The sequence below is a fragment of the uncultured Merdimmobilis sp. genome (assembly GCF_902471145.1).
Taxonomy (GTDB): domain Bacteria; phylum Bacillota; class Clostridia; order Oscillospirales; family Ruminococcaceae; genus Merdimmobilis; species Merdimmobilis hominis.
In genome coordinates, this window is the sequence record NZ_CABRJC010000006.1 from 69,459 (window position 1) to 87,223 (window position 17,765).

The following is a 17,765-nucleotide window of genomic DNA, read 5'->3' on the forward strand; positions in this document are numbered from 1 at the left end:
CATGGGGCAAATTTTGTAGAAAAGCAGACAAAATCCATGCTTTTATCGTTATTATAACACAGAGGTGTGACAAATTGCTATTCCTTTATCAAAATTTCCTGTAGTTTTTCGATATTTTTTTCGGCTATATATTGTGCATTTAATACAAAATGTTTTCCCTCCACCTGGCCACTCAAGGTGCGGTCAATGATTTTTCCCCCTTCGTATTCCTCCTTCTCCCATTCTTCCAACTGCGACAGGGCTTTTGCCTTGGCCTGCTCGGCGGTGAGGCGGACGTTTTCCTCGTAATAGGGGAAGTGCCGCCGGGTCTCGATGACGAGAGGAAGCTCTCTGCCCAACACAGTGAGCCGGCTGGACTCCACTTTGGTCTCATAGCCGGTTTTCGGCGGCCCGCCAAAGGAGATAGGCAGCTGAAAGGAGCCAAGAGACAAGAATTTCTGCTGTTTCTCCTCCCCGGTGGGCACCCGCAGGGTCTCCTCCAAGGGGATGCGGATCTCCTTCTCCCCCACCACCTGGGCCACCACCTTTGCCCTGGCGTGCTTCAGGGCAGAATTCCCATGTTTATCCTCGGTGATGCCGCTGACAATCAGATCTCCCTGCATCACCGTATCCCCCAAGGCCACCACTGCCTGGCCGTCGTAAACCTCCAGGTAGATGATCTGCCCATCCTCGGCGGCCACCACGTTGGTGGGCACATCGTCCTGGTCGATCAAATCCGGTGGCAAGGTCCGTTCTCGTACCTCCACCCGGGCAGTGGAGCCTTGGATATTGACCCCGATCCAGGAGAGGCCGCCCAGCTTGAGGATCATCCGCTGTTCCAGTTCCCGGGCGTCCACCCCATGTTTGCGGGTGCCCTCCCGGAAGCCCAGCTCGTCAAGGGCAGCTAGGATCTCCTGGGTGGAAATGGCCTCGTTGCCAGTGACTTCAATCTTCCAGACAAACCCGCTCATATAGCCAAGAAGCACCACTGCGGCCAGAAGGCCCGCCAGAAGGCCGGTGCGTTTGCGGTACCGGTGTAGGAGGAAGGGCACCCCCTCCTTTCTTTGGATGCGGATTTTCACCCCGGTCTTTTTGGCGTAAGGACGCATCCTTTTGTAGCCCTTGGCGGTGGTGTGTGCGGAAAAGCCCAGCGGATGGGCAGTAAAATCCCACAGGGGGATTCCCCCGCGGCCGCACAAGTTGATGAACCGCTCAGAAAATCCCCCGGTCAATTTAAATAAAACGGTGCCCCGCAAAAAGCGAAGCAGCTTGACAAAAAACATAGCCCCTCCCCCTTAGGTGAGAAATTCAATGGAGGTGATAAAGCCGGTAACCACTGCACTCTCCTGGGTCATGCAGCGGATTTGCAGGTCCCGGCCGGTGAAGCGGACCACCATCCCCTCGGTGCTGAGCCGAACGGTATCCTCCCCGTATTCCAAGATGCCCTGGCACCCCTCCACCACTGCCTCCCGATTGCCGGAGAGCTGGAGCGACGCCATCCCCGAAAGGGAGGTCGCCGGCATTTCCAGCATGCCGGCCAACCGGAGTTTGCCCGATTCCTTGGGGGACTCCTTGCGGGGGCGCTTGTTCTGCCGTTTCATGTCCATCCCTCCTTTCTAAGTCACTATATGCGGCAAAGCCCGTTTTTATGGCTGAGGGAGCAAACCGGCATTTTCCACAGCCTGGCCGCATACAAACAAGTACGAGGTGATTGTTGATGCAAGCCATGCCGAAGAAAAAACACCGTTTTCTCCTCCGCCGGGCCCCTTCCCTGCTGGGGGCGGGGATTCTCCTATTGCTGGCCGCAGCCCTCCTGGTCCTCTCCAAAGAAGTAGGGGATGGGGTGCGGGAAGGGCTTTCCATCTGCACCAATGTGGTGATTCCATCCCTGTTCCCCTTTATGATCCTCTCCAGCTTTTTGGCCCTCTCTCCCCTGTCGGAGCTGATCTCCCGGCCTCTTTCCCCCATCACCCGCCGCCTGTTCCACCTGCCGCCGGAGCTGGGGGCCACTGTACTGATGAGCTTTGTAGGCGGCTACCCGGTGGGGGCCAAGACCATCGCCTCCCTGGTGAGGGAAAAAAAGCTTTCCCAGGAGACCGCTGCCCGGATGCTCTGCTTCTCGGTCAACGCCGGTCCCTCCTTTTTGATCGGCACCGTGGGGGTGGCGCTGCTGGGCAGCCCCCGGCTGGGGTGGATTCTCCTTTTTGCCCAGATTGTGTCCGCCTTCCTCATTGGGGGGATCGTCTCCCGCCGGGCAAAAATCTCCCGGGGCGAGACCGGTGGGGTGGGTCTTCCCTTCTCCGCCGCCTTTGTGGAGGCGGTCAGCGGGGCCGCTTCCGGGATGTTCGGCCTGTGCGCCTTCATCACCGCCTTTTCTGGGATATTGGCCCTTTTGCGCTCCAGCGGGGTCTTGAGCGGAATCGCCTGCCTGCTGGCCAAAATCGCCCCCTCCTCCCTTGCGGACCCCAACCTTTTTGAAGCCCTGCTGGGCGGCCTGCTGGAAGTGACCAGCGGCTGTGTGGCCGCCGCCGGACTCAAGGGGGATCTCCCCTTTGTGGTGATCAGCCTGCTCATCTCCTTCTCCGGCGTGTCGGTCATCTTCCAGGTGGCCTCCTGCCTGCGGGGCAGCGGGGTTCGCCTTTCCCCCTTTGTCCTCTCCCGGTTTGCCCACGCCTTTTTGACTTCGGCCATCGCCTACCCCCTGTATCTGAAGTGGGGCCGGGAAGTGATGACCGCCTTGGGCACCGCGGCCCGTCTGTCGCTGGAAGTCTCCCCCACGTCAGTGCTGCGGGCGCTGTGTATTTTGGCCATGTGCGCCATTTTGTTGCTCACCGCTTCCACCGCCCCGTTGCAGGCCAAGAAGTGACCCTGTTTTTTAAAAGAGAGACCGCTGGGGCAGATCGCCTAAGCGGTCCTTCTTCTTTTGCGCCATTCAAAAGCCCTGTGGAATTTCCAAGGGGGACCATAGTAATTTCCGGGGCAATCTGGTACAATAAAAAAGTAATTTCTCTTCGATTTTCGCCGCCCCTTGGGGCTGAATGGAGGATTAGCAATGTTTCGCACCAAACTGTTTGGCAACCACATCGAACCCGCCTGCGGGTACTGCGAGCGGGGGACCGCCTCCAAAGACGGGAACATGGTGCTATGTGAATCCAAAGGGGTAGTGGCCCCATTTTACAGCTGCCGTAAATTTGTGTATGCGCCGCTGAAACGGGTGCCCAAACGGGCCAGGCCCCTCCCCAAATACGATCCATCGGAGTTTGAATTGTAAATCTTGGCCTGGGAGGTGTCCCCCTTGAAGCGATTCCTGACCGCGCTCACCCTGCTTCTTGTGCTGTTTTCTTCCCTGCTCCCCAGCCCGGTGGCCTTTGCCGCACCGGAGGAACCGGCGGATTCCATGCGCGGCATGCTGATCCGCACCCGCAACAACCGGGATTTCCCCACGGCGCCGGGCCAATCGCCCCGGGAATTGAAGCGGCAGCTCCAAACCATGGTGGAGTTTTCCGCTCAAAACCGGATCAACACCATCTTTTTTGAAGTGGTGCCCTCGGCGGATGGGCTGTTCCTCTCCAAAAGCTATCCCGCCAGCCGGAGTTGGGTCAAAGCCGGAGGCTCCACCCCCCGCTTCGATCCGTTGCAAACCCTGATCCGCCTCGCGGACAAGCGCTCCATCCGGGTGGTTGCGGTGATCAATCCCTACCTGGTGGGGGATGTGGCGGAACCTCTCCCCACATCGGGGCCCGCCGCCGACCCACAAAACCGGATTACCCTTGGCCGTACCGTCTATCTGGACCCCAACCGGGCAGAGGTGGAAAACGCCGTCTCCGACCTGGCGGCAGAGTTAGCTGCCCGCTACCCACTGGCGGGGATCGCCTACCACCGGGCCGATCACCAACCCCTCCTTTCCCTGACGGGATATGAGGGCCGGTTCACCGCCTTGCTCCAGTCCACCAAAGCCAAACTGCCGTCCACTCCTCTGGGGGTACTGGTAGCGGATGATTCCCCCCTCGCCCCTGCTCTTTTTCAACTGGCCCAGGAGGGGACGGTGGATTTTCTCCTTCCCCAGGTGACCCATGCCACCGGGGCAGACGGCCGGGCTGTGCGGGAATCCCTTCGCCCTTGGGCAGAAGCCGCCCAGGAGGGGGGAATTCCCTTTTACACCCAGACCGATGCGGTGCGCCTTTTCATCCCCTCGGATTCCAGCGGGGAATTCTCCTCCCCTGGGGAATTGGCCGCCCAGTGGGAGATCGGCTGGGAGCTGGGCAGCAGCGGCTTTCTGCTGGACAGTTACACCGCCCTTCGGGAACCCTACCAAAGCACAGCGGAGCTGCTTCTCGCCTACCAAGTAAAAATCCCTGACCTGAATCTCACCCCCATTTCCCAGGAGTTCCAGATCACCCGCCCTCAAGCCCCGCTGCGGACTTCCCTCTCCAACTATTACCTGATGGGGACATCCCGGCCCGGTGAGCCGGTTCTCCTGGATGGGGAAGAAATCCCATCCGACCCCCGCACCGGCCTGTTCGGGATCCTTCTCCCCCTCTCCCCAGGGGAAAACCGGTTCGCCCTGCGCCAAGGGGATGAAACCTGCACTGCGGTTATCACCCAGGCCGAGCCCGCTGCCACCATCGGGGGAATCCTCTCCCCTTACCCCCAGGATTCTGCTCTGGCCTGGTCTGGGGAGCGGCTTACCCTCTTCTGCACCGCCCCGTCCGGCGGTTCGGTCACTGCCTCTGTGGGCGGGACGGCGATCCCCCTTTCCCAGGTGGAACCCAAAGCCGATGGCCTGCCTACTAGGTTTGAGGGGAGTTTCCTCGCCCCAGCGGGTTTCCCCGGGGAAACCCAATCCATCGGGCCGGTGACCTACCAGCTCACCTACCAGGGGAAATCCTCCCGGGTGGACTCCTCCGGGGAGGTGTTCTTGGCCGGAGAGGGCGCCAAACCTTCCCTTCGTCTAACCGACTACCTCACCGCTGTCTACGGCGATCCTCCGGTGGAGGGGGACTTCCGCTTCACCGTCAAGGAAGGGATGACCGCCGAAATCTTGGACGAGACGGAATCCCACTATCAGATCGCCGGCGGAATGGTCAAAAAATCCGCCTGCCAGGTGCTGACCGGCCCGCCTCCCCAAACCCATGGGCGCTTGGGGGGCTACACCCACTATAAGGAGGGGCGCCGGGAGGAAATCTTGCTCTTCTCCACTGTTCCGGTGCCGGTGGAGACCCAGTTTGACGGGACATCCCTCACCCTGACTCTGTATGAGACCGAAGGCCTCCCCGGCCCCACTTTGCCGGAGGATTCCCTCTTTGCCACCGCCAAAGCGGAGCGGGAGGGAAGCGTTTGCCGCCTCATCTTCACCTTACAAGAGGGGCAGCAGCTGTGGGGATACCAGTTCTCTTACCAGGGGAATGACCTCCTTCTCACCTGCCGTAGCCGACCGGAGCCTTCCAGCATCTACGGCAAGCCCTTAACGGGGGTCAAGGTGGTTCTGGACCCAGGCCATGGCGGCCAAGACCCTGGCGCACTGGGTGTCCCAGGGGAAAACGGCCCCATGGAGGCGGAGCTCAATCTGGCGGTGGCCAAGGCCCTCTCCTTCCGGTTGGAACAGCTGGGGGCTTCGGTGATCCTCACCCGGCAAGAGGACGGCCATATCTCCCTAAACGACCGGATGCGTTTGGCGGAAAAGGCGGAGGCGGACTTCTTCCTCTCCCTGCACCACAACAGCACCGCTGAACAGGTGGATTCCGGCAAAGCGTCCGGCGTGGAGGTGTATTACCATGAGCCCCACCCCTCCCAAAAGTTAGCCGAAGAGATCGCACAGCGCCTCTCCGCCGCGGCAGGCCGGCCCATGGGCGGGGCCATGGAGAGCTATTACCGGGTCACCCGGATGACCTATGCCCCCTCGGTGCTGGTGGAATTGGGGTACCTGCCCAACCCGGGGGAATACTCCGATCTTGCCACTGCCTTTTCCATCGGCAAAGAGGCATCTGCCATCGCGGAAGCTCTGGTGGCATGCTTATAGCTATGTTTTAAAAAAGGAGATTTTTTGTATGCATTTTCCCAGCAAAATCGACCCGTCCAGCAACTTTTTTGCCATCCTGTTTTCCGCCTTTACCGCGGTGGTGATTGTGGTTGCGGTTGCCAAGCGCAGCCTGCCCCTCTATCTGCTCAGCGCAGTCATCGCCTTTGTCTGCATCTATTACTTCATCGGGCCCATCTTCGACACCTGTTACCGGCTGGAAAAAGAGGGGTTGCGGGTCAAGAGCGGCTTCTTCTTCAATAAGCTGTTTGACTACGGGGAAATTGTGGCGGTGGATGCCATCCAGAGCCGCAAGTTTGCCCCCGCCCTCTCCAAAGAGCGGCTGCGCATTGAGTTCCTCCGCCCTGACGGCCCCCAGATCCTCCAGATTTCCCCCATACGGGAGGAGGAGTTTTTGAAGGAGCTGAACCTGCACATCCAGTTTGCCAAAGACCACCCAGAGCTCTCCACCGCCAAACGCTAACCCACCTTTCCTTGATGCCGGGAGGCGATTTGATGAAAACCTGGAAGCGTGTTCTTCTGATGGCATTTGCCCTGCTCTGCTGTTCCGCAGTGGCCTTTGGGGACATGGGCCCCAAGGACCGCCTGACCATCCGCCTTACCAACCCGCCGGACGAGCCCTATTATCTAGACCTGCTCACCCAATCCCCAGGGGATTATGACAATCTGGGGGAAAAGAGGTACACCCTGGATCCGGACATCCTCTCCTGCCTCTTCCAGTATGAGGGGGAAGACTGGTTCCCGGCTTTGGCCGGCGGCACCCGCATCCCTCTGTTCGGGAAATTGACCGGGGAGCCCAATGGGGACGCCATGATTCACACCTTTTCCTACTTTGGGCTGCCCAGTACCTACCGGATCATTGTAGCTGCCCAAAACGGCCAAGTCGTTGTTTCAGAGCCGCGCACACGTCAGGTCCTTCAGGGGACGGTGACCTTTGACTACGCCACTGGGGAACTGACCAGCCCACCCCTGTGGATCGCTTATCTTGTCCAATTCCTTTCCACCTGTATCCCCACGCTGGCTGTTGAGGGGGTGATTCTCCTTCTGTTCGGTTTCTCCCTGAAGGAGAACGGGAAGGTCTTTTTCCTGGTCAACCTGGCAACCCAGCTGCTCCTCACCGCCACGTTGGGGGCGACCCTTCTAAAACAAGGTCCGTTGGCCGCCTACTTCACCCAATTCCCGGTGGAGATCGCCATTTTAGCAGCGGAGGCCCTTCTTTACCGCCGGTTCCTAAAAGGCCGCTCACCCGCCAGGCGCACCGCCTATGGGGCAGCGGCAAATCTGGCCAGCTGGGGGTTGGGATTCTTCCTTTTATCCCAGCAATACGGCTTTCTTCTGCACTTTTTATAATCGCAAGAAAAGCCTTTGACATTTTTCGGTTCCCATTGTACAATGGGAACCGATTTCTTTTGATGAAACGAGGCGAAAAACCCATGCGCATGCGCAAAAAGAAAAACCGGGACGCCCGGATGGAGCGGTGCCAGGCCGTTTGGGTGCGGGAGCCTGCCCTACTTCGGGGCCATTGGCGGGAGCGGTTCCGCCCCGGCTGTGAACTGCGGCTGGAAATCGGCTGTGGAAAGGGCGCTTTCACCGTCAAAACTGCCCAAAATGAACCGGATGTGTTTTTGGTGGGGCTGGAGCGGTCCCCCGATGCCGCCCTCATTGCCATGGAGCGGGCGATAGAGGCCGGGCTGACCAACGTCGCCTTTGTCTGCGGGGATGCGGCTTATCTCTCCGACCTGTTTGCCCCCGGCGAAGTGGACCGCATCTACCTCAACTTCAGCGACCCCTGGCCCAGCAAACGCCACGCCAAACGGCGGCTGACCCACAAAAACTTCCTGATGGGTTATCGCAAGGTGCTCAAAGAGGGCGGGCAAATCCACTTTAAAACCGACAACCGCCCCCTGTTCGATTTCTCTCTGGAGGAGTTCCCTGCCGCTGGCTTCACCTTGTCTGAGGTCACCAACGACCTCCACGCCCAAGGGATCTGCGGCATTATGACCGATTATGAGGCCAAATTCCACAGCGAGGGAGTCCCTATCAACCGCTGCGTTGCCACCATGGGCCCGCTTCCAGAGGCTATGCCTTCTACAGAGAAAATACCGGAATAAACACAAAAATGGCTCCCCCAATTGGGGGAGCCATTTTCCAATTCTGTGTTAGATTCTGGGTTTGGCATCTTTGCCAACGGGGCAGATGTACTTGCCGCCGGTGACTTTGACATACTCTTCGTGAGCTTTCTTCAGCATCTCGGGATCTTCCAAGGAATTGATGGTGGCCAGAGCAATAACTTTGGCTACGCACAAAATCGCCTTGTGGGTGATGGAAGAAGCGCTCTGTGCAGTGATCTGCCAGCTGTGGCCGGGAGTGCCGTTGGCATAGCAAGCAGCGTTCAACTGAGCGGTGGGGCAGGCGTAGCTGGCATCGCCAACGTCGGTGGAGCCGAAGCCGTAGGAATCGCTCTTCACGTAAGGAGCAACATCCTCAATCAGGGCAACACCGCGGTATTTGTCAGGATCGGGGTAGTTGGGAGCCAAACGTTTCAGGGCAGCTTCCTTCTCATTGTCGTTCAGGTCTTTATAGAAGCTCTCAGCCAAAGCGCGGTCCGCATCGTCAAACTCGGGGCCGCCCACTGCCAGGAAAGCATCGGACAGAACGCCGGACAGAACGTCGTTGGGGACATAATCGCACATGCCGGCCGGGAAGTCCATCTCGACGGTGGTTCCGGTGATCAGGGCTGCGCCGCGGGCGATGTCTTTGATTCTCTCAGCAATCTCAAGGACTTGTTTAATCTTGGGGGCGCGGATGAAATATTTGGTCTGGGCATGATCCTGCACCACGTTGGGAGCGGGGCCGCCCACATCCTGGTATGCGTAGTGGATTCTAGCCTCAGCAATTACATGCTCACGCAGGTAGTTGACGCCGACGTTCATGATCTCGCAGGCATCCAGGGCGCTTCTGCCCAGGTGAGGAGCAGCAGCGGCATGGGCGGTCTTGCCTTTGAAGGTGAAGTAGGCGCACATATTCGCCAAGCTGCTGGCGGACTGAACGGTATTGCAGTTGCCGGGATGCCAGGTATAGCAGGCGTCCAGATCATCATAGTAACCGTCTCTCGCCAGGAACATTTTGCCCCAACCAGCTTCTTCAGCAGGGCAGCCGTAATATCTTACTGTACCTTTAATGCCATGAGCCTGCATATAGTCTTTTGCCGCAATAGCAGCACCCAGAGCAGCAGCACCCAGTGCGCAGTGGCCGCAGCCATGGCCAGGTCCGCCCGCTTCAATGGGGCTATGTACATTTTTGCATGCTTCCTGGCTCAGGGAAGGCAGGGCATCAAACTCGCCCAAGATACCGATGATGGGATGGCCACTGCCATAAGTGCCGATGAACGCAGTGGAGATGCCGTCAACGTTTTCCTCTACCTCAAAACCCTGCTCTTTCAGAACACGGATCAGCGCCGCAGCGGATTTTTCCTCACGGAAGTACAGTTCAGGGGTAGCCCAAATCTCGTCGTTCAGGTTAACCAGAACGTCCTTTTTGCCTTCGACTATTTTTTTAATTTCTTCAACTCTAGTCATTTGTGCAATTTCCTCCCTTTCATTTAATTCAGATTTGCTTGTATCTTTAGTGTACGGCCTTTTTGTTGAAATGTCAATACAAAATATTTATCGCGTTAATCATTTTTATTTATTCTGTGATAATAGACGAACTTTAGCACTGTTGATTGTATGTCTTACCCGTAGAAAAAATGCCCCCGCATTCCATGCGGAGGCACTTGTTTTTTACAAAATTACAGCAGGGGCACCACGTCATCCGGCACAGGGCAGATGTATTTCCCACCTGCCAGTTTATTGAATTCCGCCCGGGCTGCCTGGAGGGTCTCGGGGTCTTCCATTACATTGACCGAGGCTAGGGCCATGGCCTTTGCCGCAGCCAAGAGGCCTTTGTGGGCGATAGAGGAGCCGCACTGGGCGGTTACCTGCCAAGAGTGGCCAGGGGTCCCATTGGCATAACAGGCCGCGTTGAGCTGGGCGGTAGGGCAGGCATAGCTGACATCTCCCACGTCGGTGGAACCGGGCTGCACATAGTCGGTTTTGACAAAGGGTGCTACCTCTTCCACGAGAGGTGCCGTGCGGTATGTGTCAATCTGCTCGGGGGTGTACTGGGGGCGAAGCCGCTTGAGGGAAGCTTCCACTTCGTCGTCGCTGTAGCCCTTGCGGAACTGGGCAGCCAAAGCCCTGTCGGCGTCGTCAAACTCCGGGGCCCCAGTGGCAAGAAAAGCGTCGGATAGGGCTTTGCTCAGCACCGTGTTGGGCTGGTAATCGCACAGGCCGTCCGAAATCTGGATCTCCAGCTCGGTGCCGGTGATGAGGGCTGCGCCGCGGGCGATGTCCTTCACCCGCTCACAGAGGGCCAGCACCTGGGAGACCCGGGGAGAGCGCATATAGTAGAACACACAGGCGTGGTCCTGCACCACATTGGGGGCGGGACCACCCACATCGGTGTAAGCATAGTGGACCCGCTCTTCAGGGAGCATATGCTCCCGCAGGTAGTTGGTGCCCACGCTCATGATCTCGCAGGCATCCAGGGCGCTGCGGCCCAGGTGGGGAGCTGCTGCCGCGTGGGCGGTCTTCCCTTTGAATTTAAAGAAGATGCACACATTGGCAAGGCTGCTGATGCCCCAAACCGAGTTGGCGTTGCCGGGGTGCCAAGTAAAGGCGGCATCCAAATGGTCAAAGCAACCCTCCCGCGCCATAAACATCTTGCCACTGCCGGTCTCCTCGCCGGGGCAGCCATAGTATTCAATAGTGCCTTTAAGGCCGTTTTTCTCCATGTATTCCTTGACGGCGATGACAGCCCCCAGGGAGCCCGCCCCCAAGGCGTTGTGCCCGCATCCGTGGCCATTGCCCCCGGCGACCAGCTCGTCGTGATGGGTGCATCCAGGCTTCTGGCTCAGGGAGGGCAGGGCGTCATATTCGCCCAGAATGCCCACCGCCGGGTGGCCGCTTCCAAATACCCCTTTAAAAGCAGTGGGGATACCGCCCAACCCGGTGGTCACCTCAAATCCCTCCGCCTTAAGAGCGGCGATGATGGCATCGGCGGATTTTGTCTCTTGGAAGCCCAGTTCCGCGGCCTCCCACACTTTCATGCTGGTGTCGATGATCAAGTCCTTTTTATCTTCGACAAATTGTTTGATCTGTGCGACTTTATCCAACTCTTGTTTCCTCCTATCCCAACCCTGGTTATTGTTGAATTACTATACATTTTAAACGCATAAACTTTCAAAGTCAATAGCTGAAACCCAGAAGTCCATAGGATTTTAGTTGCGGAATCTGTCAGAAACTGCTAGAATGGGAAACAGAAATGATAGCCTAGGCTCACATTTGGGAATATCTGGAGATTAGAAAGGGTGGTTCTGCGGCCTCCCCCTGCTCCTGCTAAGGTGGACACGCCCCCTTTTCTAGGGATTTTCCAGCCTTTTCCCAGGTGAGGCAACGGCGGATTCCATTGGCGGAGGAGATGTTATTCTGTGCTAGAGACCCTTTTGATATCCTGTGCGGCGGGGGTGATTGGAACCGGAACCGGCGGGGTGATCGGCCTCTTATTGGGGGAGAGCTCCAAGCGGTCGATGAGCTATCTGCTGTCCTTTGCTTCAGGTGTGATGGTCAGCATCGTGTGTTTTGACCTGATCCCCGAATCCCTGGAGCTGGCCAGCCTCTCTACTGTGGTGGTCAGCATCATCTTGGGCGCGGTGATCGTCCAGTTCCTCAACGCCCTCATCGACCGGCTCTCCCGCACCCCCGAAACTCATGTGGAATTGGAGGAGCTCCACCACCAGGAGGAGATCCTCAACCCCCAGCGGAAGCAGTCGATGCTGATGTCCGGCCTTGTGATGTTTGCCGCCATCTCGCTGCACAACCTGCCGGAGGGGATGGCCATTGGCTCTGGGGCCAGCCATGACGCCCAGATGGGGCTGACCCTGGCCGTGCTGATTGCGCTGCACAACATCCCTGAGGGGATGAGCATCGGCGTCCCACTGATCGCCGGCGGTATGGCCAAGTGGAAGGCAGTGCTGCTCACCGCCCTCTCCGGCGCGCCGACATTGGTAGGCGGGGCCTTGGGTGCCTACCTGGGCAGCGGTGGAGATGCATTGGTAGCCATCTCCCTAGCCCTGGCCGCTGGGGCGATGCTGTATGTCACCTACTGTGAAATCCTGCCTCAGGTCATCCTGCTCAACCAGGAGCGGGGACCGGCGGTGTTCACCATCATGGGAATCATCCTATGATTAGCTCCTATTAGGAAAACACACTGTCAAAGGGGTATGTAGCGGGGGTTAGCCCGCTACTGCGGGTTTTGTGGTGTTGATTTCAATGTATTCTGCTATGCGTCTAAATTCATCCGCAAACTTAAATCTCACACTAATGTTTCCATTCTCATAAACCTTGATATGGTCGATCAGCTCAACGAGAAGTTCCCGGGAAAGCTGGTCGATATTTTGATGTTTTGTAAAGGCCACCAATGCGGGATGCTCACTCTTTACACCGTTTGCCAGTTCCGCCCGTTCAGTGTTCAGCCGGGCCAACACATCCGTAAGAGCGATGGTCTGTCGCTCATAATCGGCTTTCATATCCCGGTAGTCCTGCTGGGTAATTTCCCCGTCTTTCCAGTCTTGATAAAGGGACTGCTTGTAGCGGCTGATTTTTGCCAGTTCCCGCTCTTTCGCAGCAATCAGTTCTTCCAAACGGATGGACTGGCTCTTTTTGACCGGGGCGGTGTTAATGCGGGCAATCATTTCCGAGTATGAAACAGCCAGATGGACTTGCTGTTGTACCGCAAAGAGGACAGCGGCCTCCAGACGGTTATGCTTGATTGAGTGCATTGTGCAGGCTGTCCGGGAGCGGTTCTTGTAGGTGGAGCAGGCATAGTACACATTATTGTTGTTGCCCACGTTCCGGGTAATTGCCCGCCCGCAGTCAGCACATTTCAGAAAACCGCTGAACAGGTGGACTTCCCGGCCTTTTGGAGAAGTACGGGTATCCCGCTGTAAAAGGGCCTGTACCTTATCAAAGGTTTCATAATCAATGATTGCCTCATGCGTACCAGCTACTTCCACCCATTCTTCACGGGGAACGCTTTCAACCTCGTGTACCTTATAGCTTTTTACCCGACTGCGGCCCTGTGCCAAATCCCCGGTATAGGTGGGGTTCGTCAGAATGGAGTGGATCATGCGGGCTCCCCACATAGGATCGTCATATCCTCTTGTTGAAACGGGTATGCCCTTTTGCAGTTTATAAGCCGAGGGGCTGGGTACGCCGTGTTCATTCAGATACAAAGCGATGGCCCGTTTCGATGTTCCTTTTAGGAACAAAGAGAAAATAAGTTTGACGATTTCAGCGGCATCGGGATCGATGATCAGCCGGTGCTTGTCCTTTGGGTGCTTCACATATCCATAAGGAGCAAATGCGCCGATATACTGACCGTTGCGCCGCTTGTAGTCAAATACCTGGCGAATTTTCTTTGAGGTCTGGTAGCAGTATTGATCGTTCATCACGTTTGTAATCGGGACGATAATACTGGAAACGCTGTCCGGGTTGAGATAGCTGTCCACATTTTCAGCAAGACTGATAAAACGGACACCCATCTGAACAAACAGGTTATCAATCAGACTTCCCGCATCGCTGTAATTTCTTGCAAAACGGGAAAGGTCTTTTACTACCACGCAGTTTATTTTCCCGCTCATTACATCGGAAAGGAGCCGCTGAAAATTCTCCCGGTTGGCGTCCGTTCCTGTGTGTCCATCGTCTACATATTCGGAAACACTTTCAAATTCTCCGATATGCTTCTGGTAAAAGTCATTGAGCAGATCACGCTGGTTGATGACGCTGTTGCTGTCGTCCTTTCCCTTTTTCAAGTCCTCCTTGGAAAGCCGGATATATTCGCCCAGCCGCCAGCGGCGGACGGTATAAGAGGGAGAGAAACTCTGTTGCAATCCTCTGTTTTTTGCTCGTGCCATTGTTCCTCCTTCCCTATCACATTACATCTATATTATACCTCTGCCCGGGCGGGACAACAAGGATGCCTCCGCCTCGGGACACTTTGTCTCGAAGTAGAAACGGGCCATAACCGAAGTTACAGCCCGCTTTTTTGCCGGAGCAGAAAGTCCGTCAGCGTGTCCTGCAAGGACGGCCCGCTTTCCGAAAATTCAATTTTCACACCGATCCCGCCGATGCAAAAGCAGTATGGATTTTCTACCGCCTGCAAAAACAGAGCGATCCGCTCCTCCCGGGGGAGAGAGGTGTCAAAGGCCATACCGCTCACATCCGGCAGGGACTCGGGAGCCACTGCGCCGATGTCAACGCTTTTCATTTGTTCCAGTTCCTTTGCCGTTAATCTCACGGTAAAACCTCCTTATCAAAAATAGGATACGCCTCCCGCATATCGTGGGGAAACGCAAGAGGGCAGCACCCAAACGATGCTGCCCTCTTGCCTCACTCCATGTAAGTATAAAATAGAGAACGCCGCTCCCATTTTCTTGCCCTGTCCAAAGACAACCATGCTCAGAGCGGCGTTCCCTCGCAGATAAGAGGGCGGCCCGGAGGGACAGGCGGCCAGCCTGTCCTATGCCGGATCGTGGCCGTGGGGTGGCCCGGCCCAGTTGCGGCGTTGGTGTTGTTCGCTCGTTCTTCCAAAGAAAAAGTCACAGCGCACCCGCCGCCCGGCTCCCCGGACTATGCCCGGGGCCGCCGCTGTTTATCTGCGGAAAGAAGAATATCTCCTTTCATAAACCGAGACATTTTTTCATCATTTCCAAGTGGGGGAAATGAAAAAATCAAAAAGTTTTTTTCATGCGCTCAAGGCCACGCTTAATCGACTGGCGGACAGACTCCTCATGTACGCCCTCGGCCTCGGCAATTTCCTTGATGCTCTTTCCAAGAATGATGTGGGCATCAATCCTGCGGCCCTGGATTTCCGGCAAAGAGTTGAGTGCGTTCCACAGACGGATGAACAGCTCCATGCGCTCCAGAAGCTCCTGGGGCGTTGGCTCATGCAGGCAGGCGGAATATTCGATCCCATCATCGCAGTCCAGAGAATACTGCGCCTTATGCCGGGAGAGCCGCCGCTGGTAGGCCATTTCGTGCCGGGCATCGGACGCAAACACTTCGGCTACCTCGTCAGAAACCTCGATAAACTGATCCTGTGTGTACCAATAATAAAAATCCTTCAGATTGATTGTAGTCATAAATAAACCTCCGTTTCGGTGTTGGGTGGATGAGTGACCGAAACGGGGCTCGGCGGAGAACGGCATCCTGGGGAGCCGCCCCGCACCTCGGGACAATTTGTCTCGAAGTACAAAAAAGCGCCTGGGCGACACAAAGCCGCACAGACGCATGAAGTTACATATTCATTTATGTACTGCTTAATTTCACTTTCATAACCAGATTGTCCCGGAGGGGGAGCTACGCTTTTTTTAGCTGGTGCAGATCATGGCTATTGTGAAAAAAGGCAAAAATGGACACGACGATACCTCCAAGATACCGCCGTATCCTTAAAAAAGGGCGACTTTAATACACCCTCCGTATTCTTATTTTTCAAAAGAAAACGGCGGTCTGAAATTTGTTATTTCAAAACCGCCGTAAGGCTACTGTATTTTGTTTTGGCGCACGAATATCCAGCCACCGAAACAACGGTTTTTTTTTATTTCCGCTGGGTGGCTATATTCTTATCGTAAAGTTTACAGAAAATCTTCTACGCGATGCTGCTCTATTACTTCTTTTCCAATAAGTGTAATCGCCCTTTGAGGACACTGGTTAATACACCGATAGCACATGGTACATTGATCATGAGCCTGAACTCTATTATCAATTATAGAAATGTTTTTCATCGGACAAAGCCCTGCACACTTTCCGCAACAGATACAAGCGTTAGGATCAATATGTAATTGATCTGTGTATGAGCGTGTTTTGTTGTAAAACCATAGTCTTTGTCCTAATAACCCCGCAATATGGTAAAACACATTTATTCCTTCCTGTGGGGGACGGTTCTCTTTTAATTGATGTGCCGCTTTTATTAACTTATTTGTGGCATCTTTTATAAGCTTTCGATTTTGGGGTATTGACCTTTTTAGCGTCTTAACATCACAAATACAATCCGGCATTTTAATGTGAAGCCCTCCTATGATATGAGCCCCATATTTTTTCATCAGTCTGGAACCAAGTCCAGCTCCATCCCCACTAAATAGTCCCATAGTCGCAATAAAAAAAATCCTTTTCCCATACCATATGGTATGGTTTTTCACAATAAAATCTCGGACAATTTTGGGGAGATTACTATAATAAATCGGATATGCAAAAATAATTTCTTGATGCTGGTTTATAGCCTCTAAAATCGAATTATCTTCTATCGAAATGATAGGAGAACCAGGAGCATATACTGATACAAATTTCTTTATACAATATTCCGTATTTCCTGTACCGCTAAAATATATTCCAATCATTTTAGTCCTCTGTTATTTTCAAAAATGAAAGAGCAAAAATATCCATATAATCAATTACTTTTTGTTTCCAGTTTCCATTATAAGAAACATTATTCATTGTTGCCAATGATGTCAGTCCATGTATGAAAGCCCACAATGCAATAATGACATCAATTTGTTTTTCTGCTGGATAGTTTACACGGTTCAACAGTTTAGAAACAACAGTTTTGTAAATGACAAACGGCCGAAAGTTTTCTGCATCTGAACCCAAAAAAGTTAGGTCTATTTTTGCATTGGATTGAGAATATATGAACGAAAAGTAATGTGGATTGTCTACGAAAAACGAAACATAAGCAACCCCCATATTTTTCAAAAGCTCTGGAGTGTTTTCATAATTGAGGATAACCTGATCCAGCATTTGCGAAAATTGATCCGTAATATGTTGTTGCATAGCATCCAATAATTCTTCTTTACTCTGAAAGTGGCTATATGGAGCGGCATGGCTTACACCACAGGCCGCAGCTACTTTACGGAGAGAAAAGGAATGTAATCCTTCGGAATTAACAATTTCAATTCCTTTTTCAATTAGGGCGTTTCTTAAATCCTTATGATGATATTGCTTTTTAGGCATAACTGTACCTCCAAAAATCTTTACACTGTCTACATTATATCTTTTTATCTTTACACTGTCAAGTTTATGGTGAAATATGTAATCGTTATTTTTATATGAAATTAAATAGTCAGTAGAATGAAATTTATAGTCGTTCAAATACTATAACATGAAATGTAAAATTACATTAGGTGATGTTATGAAGATAGAACGAGATGAACGACGATTTGATTTTCACGATATAGGGCTTGCTATCAAGCGGGCTCGGGAGGCCAGCGGGATGACACAGGAGCAACTTGCCTATATTGTTGACCGGGCTCCTCGTACCATTATGTATCACGAGAATGATGGCCAGCACCCGAGTTTTAATACTTTTTATCAGTTGGTTACAATGTTCGATATATCGGTAGATCAATACTTTTATCCGTCCAAAAACAAAGGGAGCGAGTGCAGAAAGCGGATTGATGCCATGCTGAACGCCTTGGACGAAAAAGAACTGAAAATCGTTGAAGCCACGATCCAAGCGATGAAAGCGGCTAAAGAAACGGAGGATGCGTAAGAAAAGCGTGACCTCCGTTTTTTTGCGCCATGTAGCGGAAGCGCACGAAATGGCAAGCAATTCGGGTGTGGCCACACTCCGAAATTTTTGCTGGCCGCAGGCCCGC

Annotated in this window: 17 protein-coding genes; 8 read left to right on the top strand and 9 right to left on the bottom strand. The window is 54.4% G+C overall.

All coding sequences use genetic code 11. The annotated features are described in order from the left end of the window. Nucleotides 1–77 precede the first annotated feature (77 nt). Complete coding sequence (locus RDQ42_RS04875) at nucleotides 78–1,262, bottom strand: sporulation protein YqfD (protein ID WP_231358537.1); 1,185 nt, start codon at nucleotides 1,260–1,262, stop codon at nucleotides 78–80. Between the two features lie 12 nt (nucleotides 1,263–1,274). Next, nucleotides 1,275–1,580 carry a YabP/YqfC family sporulation protein gene (locus RDQ42_RS04880; protein WP_054330917.1) on the bottom strand — a complete coding sequence of 102 codons (306 nt, stop codon included), beginning with the start codon at nucleotides 1,578–1,580 and terminating at the stop codon, nucleotides 1,275–1,277. Nucleotides 1,581–1,705: 125 nt separating this feature from the next. Between RDQ42_RS04880 and RDQ42_RS04885 the strand changes: the two genes are divergently transcribed. The 6 genes from RDQ42_RS04885 to trmB all read left to right on the top strand — a co-directional run bounded on the left by RDQ42_RS04885 (nucleotide 1,706) and on the right by trmB (nucleotide 8,127). Then, a complete protein-coding gene (locus RDQ42_RS04885) occupies nucleotides 1,706–2,845 on the top strand; it encodes a nucleoside recognition domain-containing protein (protein ID WP_162273100.1) in 1,140 nt (379 codons plus the stop codon). 186 nt (nucleotides 2,846–3,031) lie between these two features. After that, nucleotides 3,032–3,250 carry a hypothetical protein gene (locus RDQ42_RS04890; protein WP_054330915.1) on the top strand — a complete coding sequence of 73 codons (219 nt, stop codon included), beginning with the start codon at nucleotides 3,032–3,034 and terminating at the stop codon, nucleotides 3,248–3,250. A 24-nt stretch (nucleotides 3,251–3,274) separates the two neighbouring features. Further along, nucleotides 3,275–5,998: an N-acetylmuramoyl-L-alanine amidase gene (locus RDQ42_RS04895; RefSeq protein ID WP_308588394.1), complete on the top strand. Its 2,724-nt coding sequence runs from the start codon at nucleotides 3,275–3,277 to the stop codon at nucleotides 5,996–5,998. 28 nt (nucleotides 5,999–6,026) lie between these two features. Next, on the top strand, nucleotides 6,027–6,479 hold the full coding sequence (locus RDQ42_RS04900; protein WP_231358540.1) for a PH domain-containing protein: 453 nt from the start codon (nucleotides 6,027–6,029) through the stop codon (nucleotides 6,477–6,479). A gap of 32 nt (nucleotides 6,480–6,511) precedes the next feature. After that, nucleotides 6,512–7,366 (top strand): hypothetical protein, encoded by an 855-nt coding sequence (locus RDQ42_RS04905; RefSeq protein WP_231358541.1) that lies wholly within the window; start codon nucleotides 6,512–6,514, stop codon nucleotides 7,364–7,366. An 83-nt stretch (nucleotides 7,367–7,449) separates the two neighbouring features. Continuing rightward, entirely contained in the window at nucleotides 7,450–8,127 is a 678-nt protein-coding gene (gene trmB / locus RDQ42_RS04910; RefSeq protein WP_074026298.1) for a tRNA (guanosine(46)-N7)-methyltransferase TrmB, read from the top strand. A gap of 48 nt (nucleotides 8,128–8,175) precedes the next feature. Here trmB and RDQ42_RS04915 read toward each other — a convergent pair whose 3' ends face one another. Then, nucleotides 8,176–9,594 carry an amidohydrolase gene (locus RDQ42_RS04915; RefSeq protein WP_054330910.1) on the bottom strand — a complete coding sequence of 473 codons (1,419 nt, stop codon included), beginning with the start codon at nucleotides 9,592–9,594 and terminating at the stop codon, nucleotides 8,176–8,178. Nucleotides 9,595–9,806: 212 nt separating this feature from the next. After that, on the bottom strand, nucleotides 9,807–11,231 hold the full coding sequence (locus RDQ42_RS04920; RefSeq protein WP_071427241.1) for an amidohydrolase: 1,425 nt from the start codon (nucleotides 11,229–11,231) through the stop codon (nucleotides 9,807–9,809). Nucleotides 11,232–11,546: 315 nt separating this feature from the next. On the opposite strand from RDQ42_RS04920, the gene RDQ42_RS04925 reads away from it, so the two are divergent. Beyond that, nucleotides 11,547–12,302: a ZIP family metal transporter gene (locus tag RDQ42_RS04925; RefSeq protein ID WP_308588396.1), complete on the top strand. Its 756-nt coding sequence runs from the start codon at nucleotides 11,547–11,549 to the stop codon at nucleotides 12,300–12,302. Nucleotides 12,303–12,350: 48 nt separating this feature from the next. Here the strand turns inward: RDQ42_RS04925 and RDQ42_RS04930 are convergent, their stop codons facing one another. The 5 genes from RDQ42_RS04930 to RDQ42_RS04950 all read right to left on the bottom strand — a co-directional run bounded on the left by RDQ42_RS04930 (nucleotide 12,351) and on the right by RDQ42_RS04950 (nucleotide 17,121). Further along, a complete protein-coding gene (locus tag RDQ42_RS04930) occupies nucleotides 12,351–14,030 on the bottom strand; it encodes a recombinase family protein (RefSeq protein WP_308588399.1) in 1,680 nt (559 codons plus the stop codon). Nucleotides 14,031–14,146: 116 nt separating this feature from the next. Continuing rightward, complete coding sequence (locus RDQ42_RS04935; protein ID WP_271718771.1) at nucleotides 14,147–14,413, bottom strand: DUF6870 family protein; 267 nt, start codon at nucleotides 14,411–14,413, stop codon at nucleotides 14,147–14,149. A 433-nt stretch (nucleotides 14,414–14,846) separates the two neighbouring features. Continuing rightward, nucleotides 14,847–15,257: a sigma-70 family RNA polymerase sigma factor gene (locus RDQ42_RS04940; RefSeq protein ID WP_308588402.1), complete on the bottom strand. Its 411-nt coding sequence runs from the start codon at nucleotides 15,255–15,257 to the stop codon at nucleotides 14,847–14,849. A gap of 492 nt (nucleotides 15,258–15,749) precedes the next feature. Beyond that, a complete protein-coding gene (locus RDQ42_RS04945; protein ID WP_308588405.1) occupies nucleotides 15,750–16,511 on the bottom strand; it encodes an EFR1 family ferrodoxin in 762 nt (253 codons plus the stop codon). Nucleotide 16,512: 1 nt separating this feature from the next. Then, nucleotides 16,513–17,121 (bottom strand): TetR/AcrR family transcriptional regulator, encoded by a 609-nt coding sequence (locus RDQ42_RS04950; protein WP_148336279.1) that lies wholly within the window; start codon nucleotides 17,119–17,121, stop codon nucleotides 16,513–16,515. Nucleotides 17,122–17,299: 178 nt separating this feature from the next. Here RDQ42_RS04950 and RDQ42_RS04955 point away from each other — a divergent pair, with 178 nt between their 5' ends. Then, entirely contained in the window at nucleotides 17,300–17,659 is a 360-nt protein-coding gene (locus RDQ42_RS04955) for a helix-turn-helix transcriptional regulator (RefSeq protein ID WP_148336280.1), read from the top strand. Nucleotides 17,660–17,765: the final 106 nt, after the last annotated feature.

Bases quoted from the DNA above. Each gene is read 5' to 3' on its own strand.
- RDQ42_RS04875 (WP_231358537.1), bottom strand. From the start codon at position 1,262: ATGTTTTTTGTCAAGCTGCTTCGCTTTTTGCGGGGCACCGTTTTATTT.
- RDQ42_RS04880 (WP_054330917.1), bottom strand. From the start codon at position 1,580: ATGAAACGGCAGAACAAGCGCCCCCGCAAGGAGTCCCCCAAGGAATCG.
- RDQ42_RS04885 (WP_162273100.1), top strand. From the start codon at position 1,706: ATGCCGAAGAAAAAACACCGTTTTCTCCTCCGCCGGGCCCCTTCCCTG.
- RDQ42_RS04890 (WP_054330915.1), top strand. From the start codon at position 3,032: ATGTTTCGCACCAAACTGTTTGGCAACCACATCGAACCCGCCTGCGGG.
- RDQ42_RS04900 (WP_231358540.1), top strand. From the start codon at position 6,027: ATGCATTTTCCCAGCAAAATCGACCCGTCCAGCAACTTTTTTGCCATC.
- RDQ42_RS04905 (WP_231358541.1), top strand. From the start codon at position 6,512: ATGAAAACCTGGAAGCGTGTTCTTCTGATGGCATTTGCCCTGCTCTGC.
- trmB (WP_074026298.1), top strand. From the start codon at position 7,450: ATGCGCATGCGCAAAAAGAAAAACCGGGACGCCCGGATGGAGCGGTGC.
- RDQ42_RS04915 (WP_054330910.1), bottom strand. From the start codon at position 9,594: ATGACTAGAGTTGAAGAAATTAAAAAAATAGTCGAAGGCAAAAAGGAC.
- RDQ42_RS04930 (WP_308588399.1), bottom strand. From the start codon at position 14,030: ATGGCACGAGCAAAAAACAGAGGATTGCAACAGAGTTTCTCTCCCTCT.
- RDQ42_RS04940 (WP_308588402.1), bottom strand. From the start codon at position 15,257: ATGACTACAATCAATCTGAAGGATTTTTATTATTGGTACACACAGGAT.
- RDQ42_RS04945 (WP_308588405.1), bottom strand. From the start codon at position 16,511: ATGATTGGAATATATTTTAGCGGTACAGGAAATACGGAATATTGTATA.
- RDQ42_RS04950 (WP_148336279.1), bottom strand. From the start codon at position 17,121: ATGCCTAAAAAGCAATATCATCATAAGGATTTAAGAAACGCCCTAATT.
- RDQ42_RS04955 (WP_148336280.1), top strand. From the start codon at position 17,300: ATGAAGATAGAACGAGATGAACGACGATTTGATTTTCACGATATAGGG.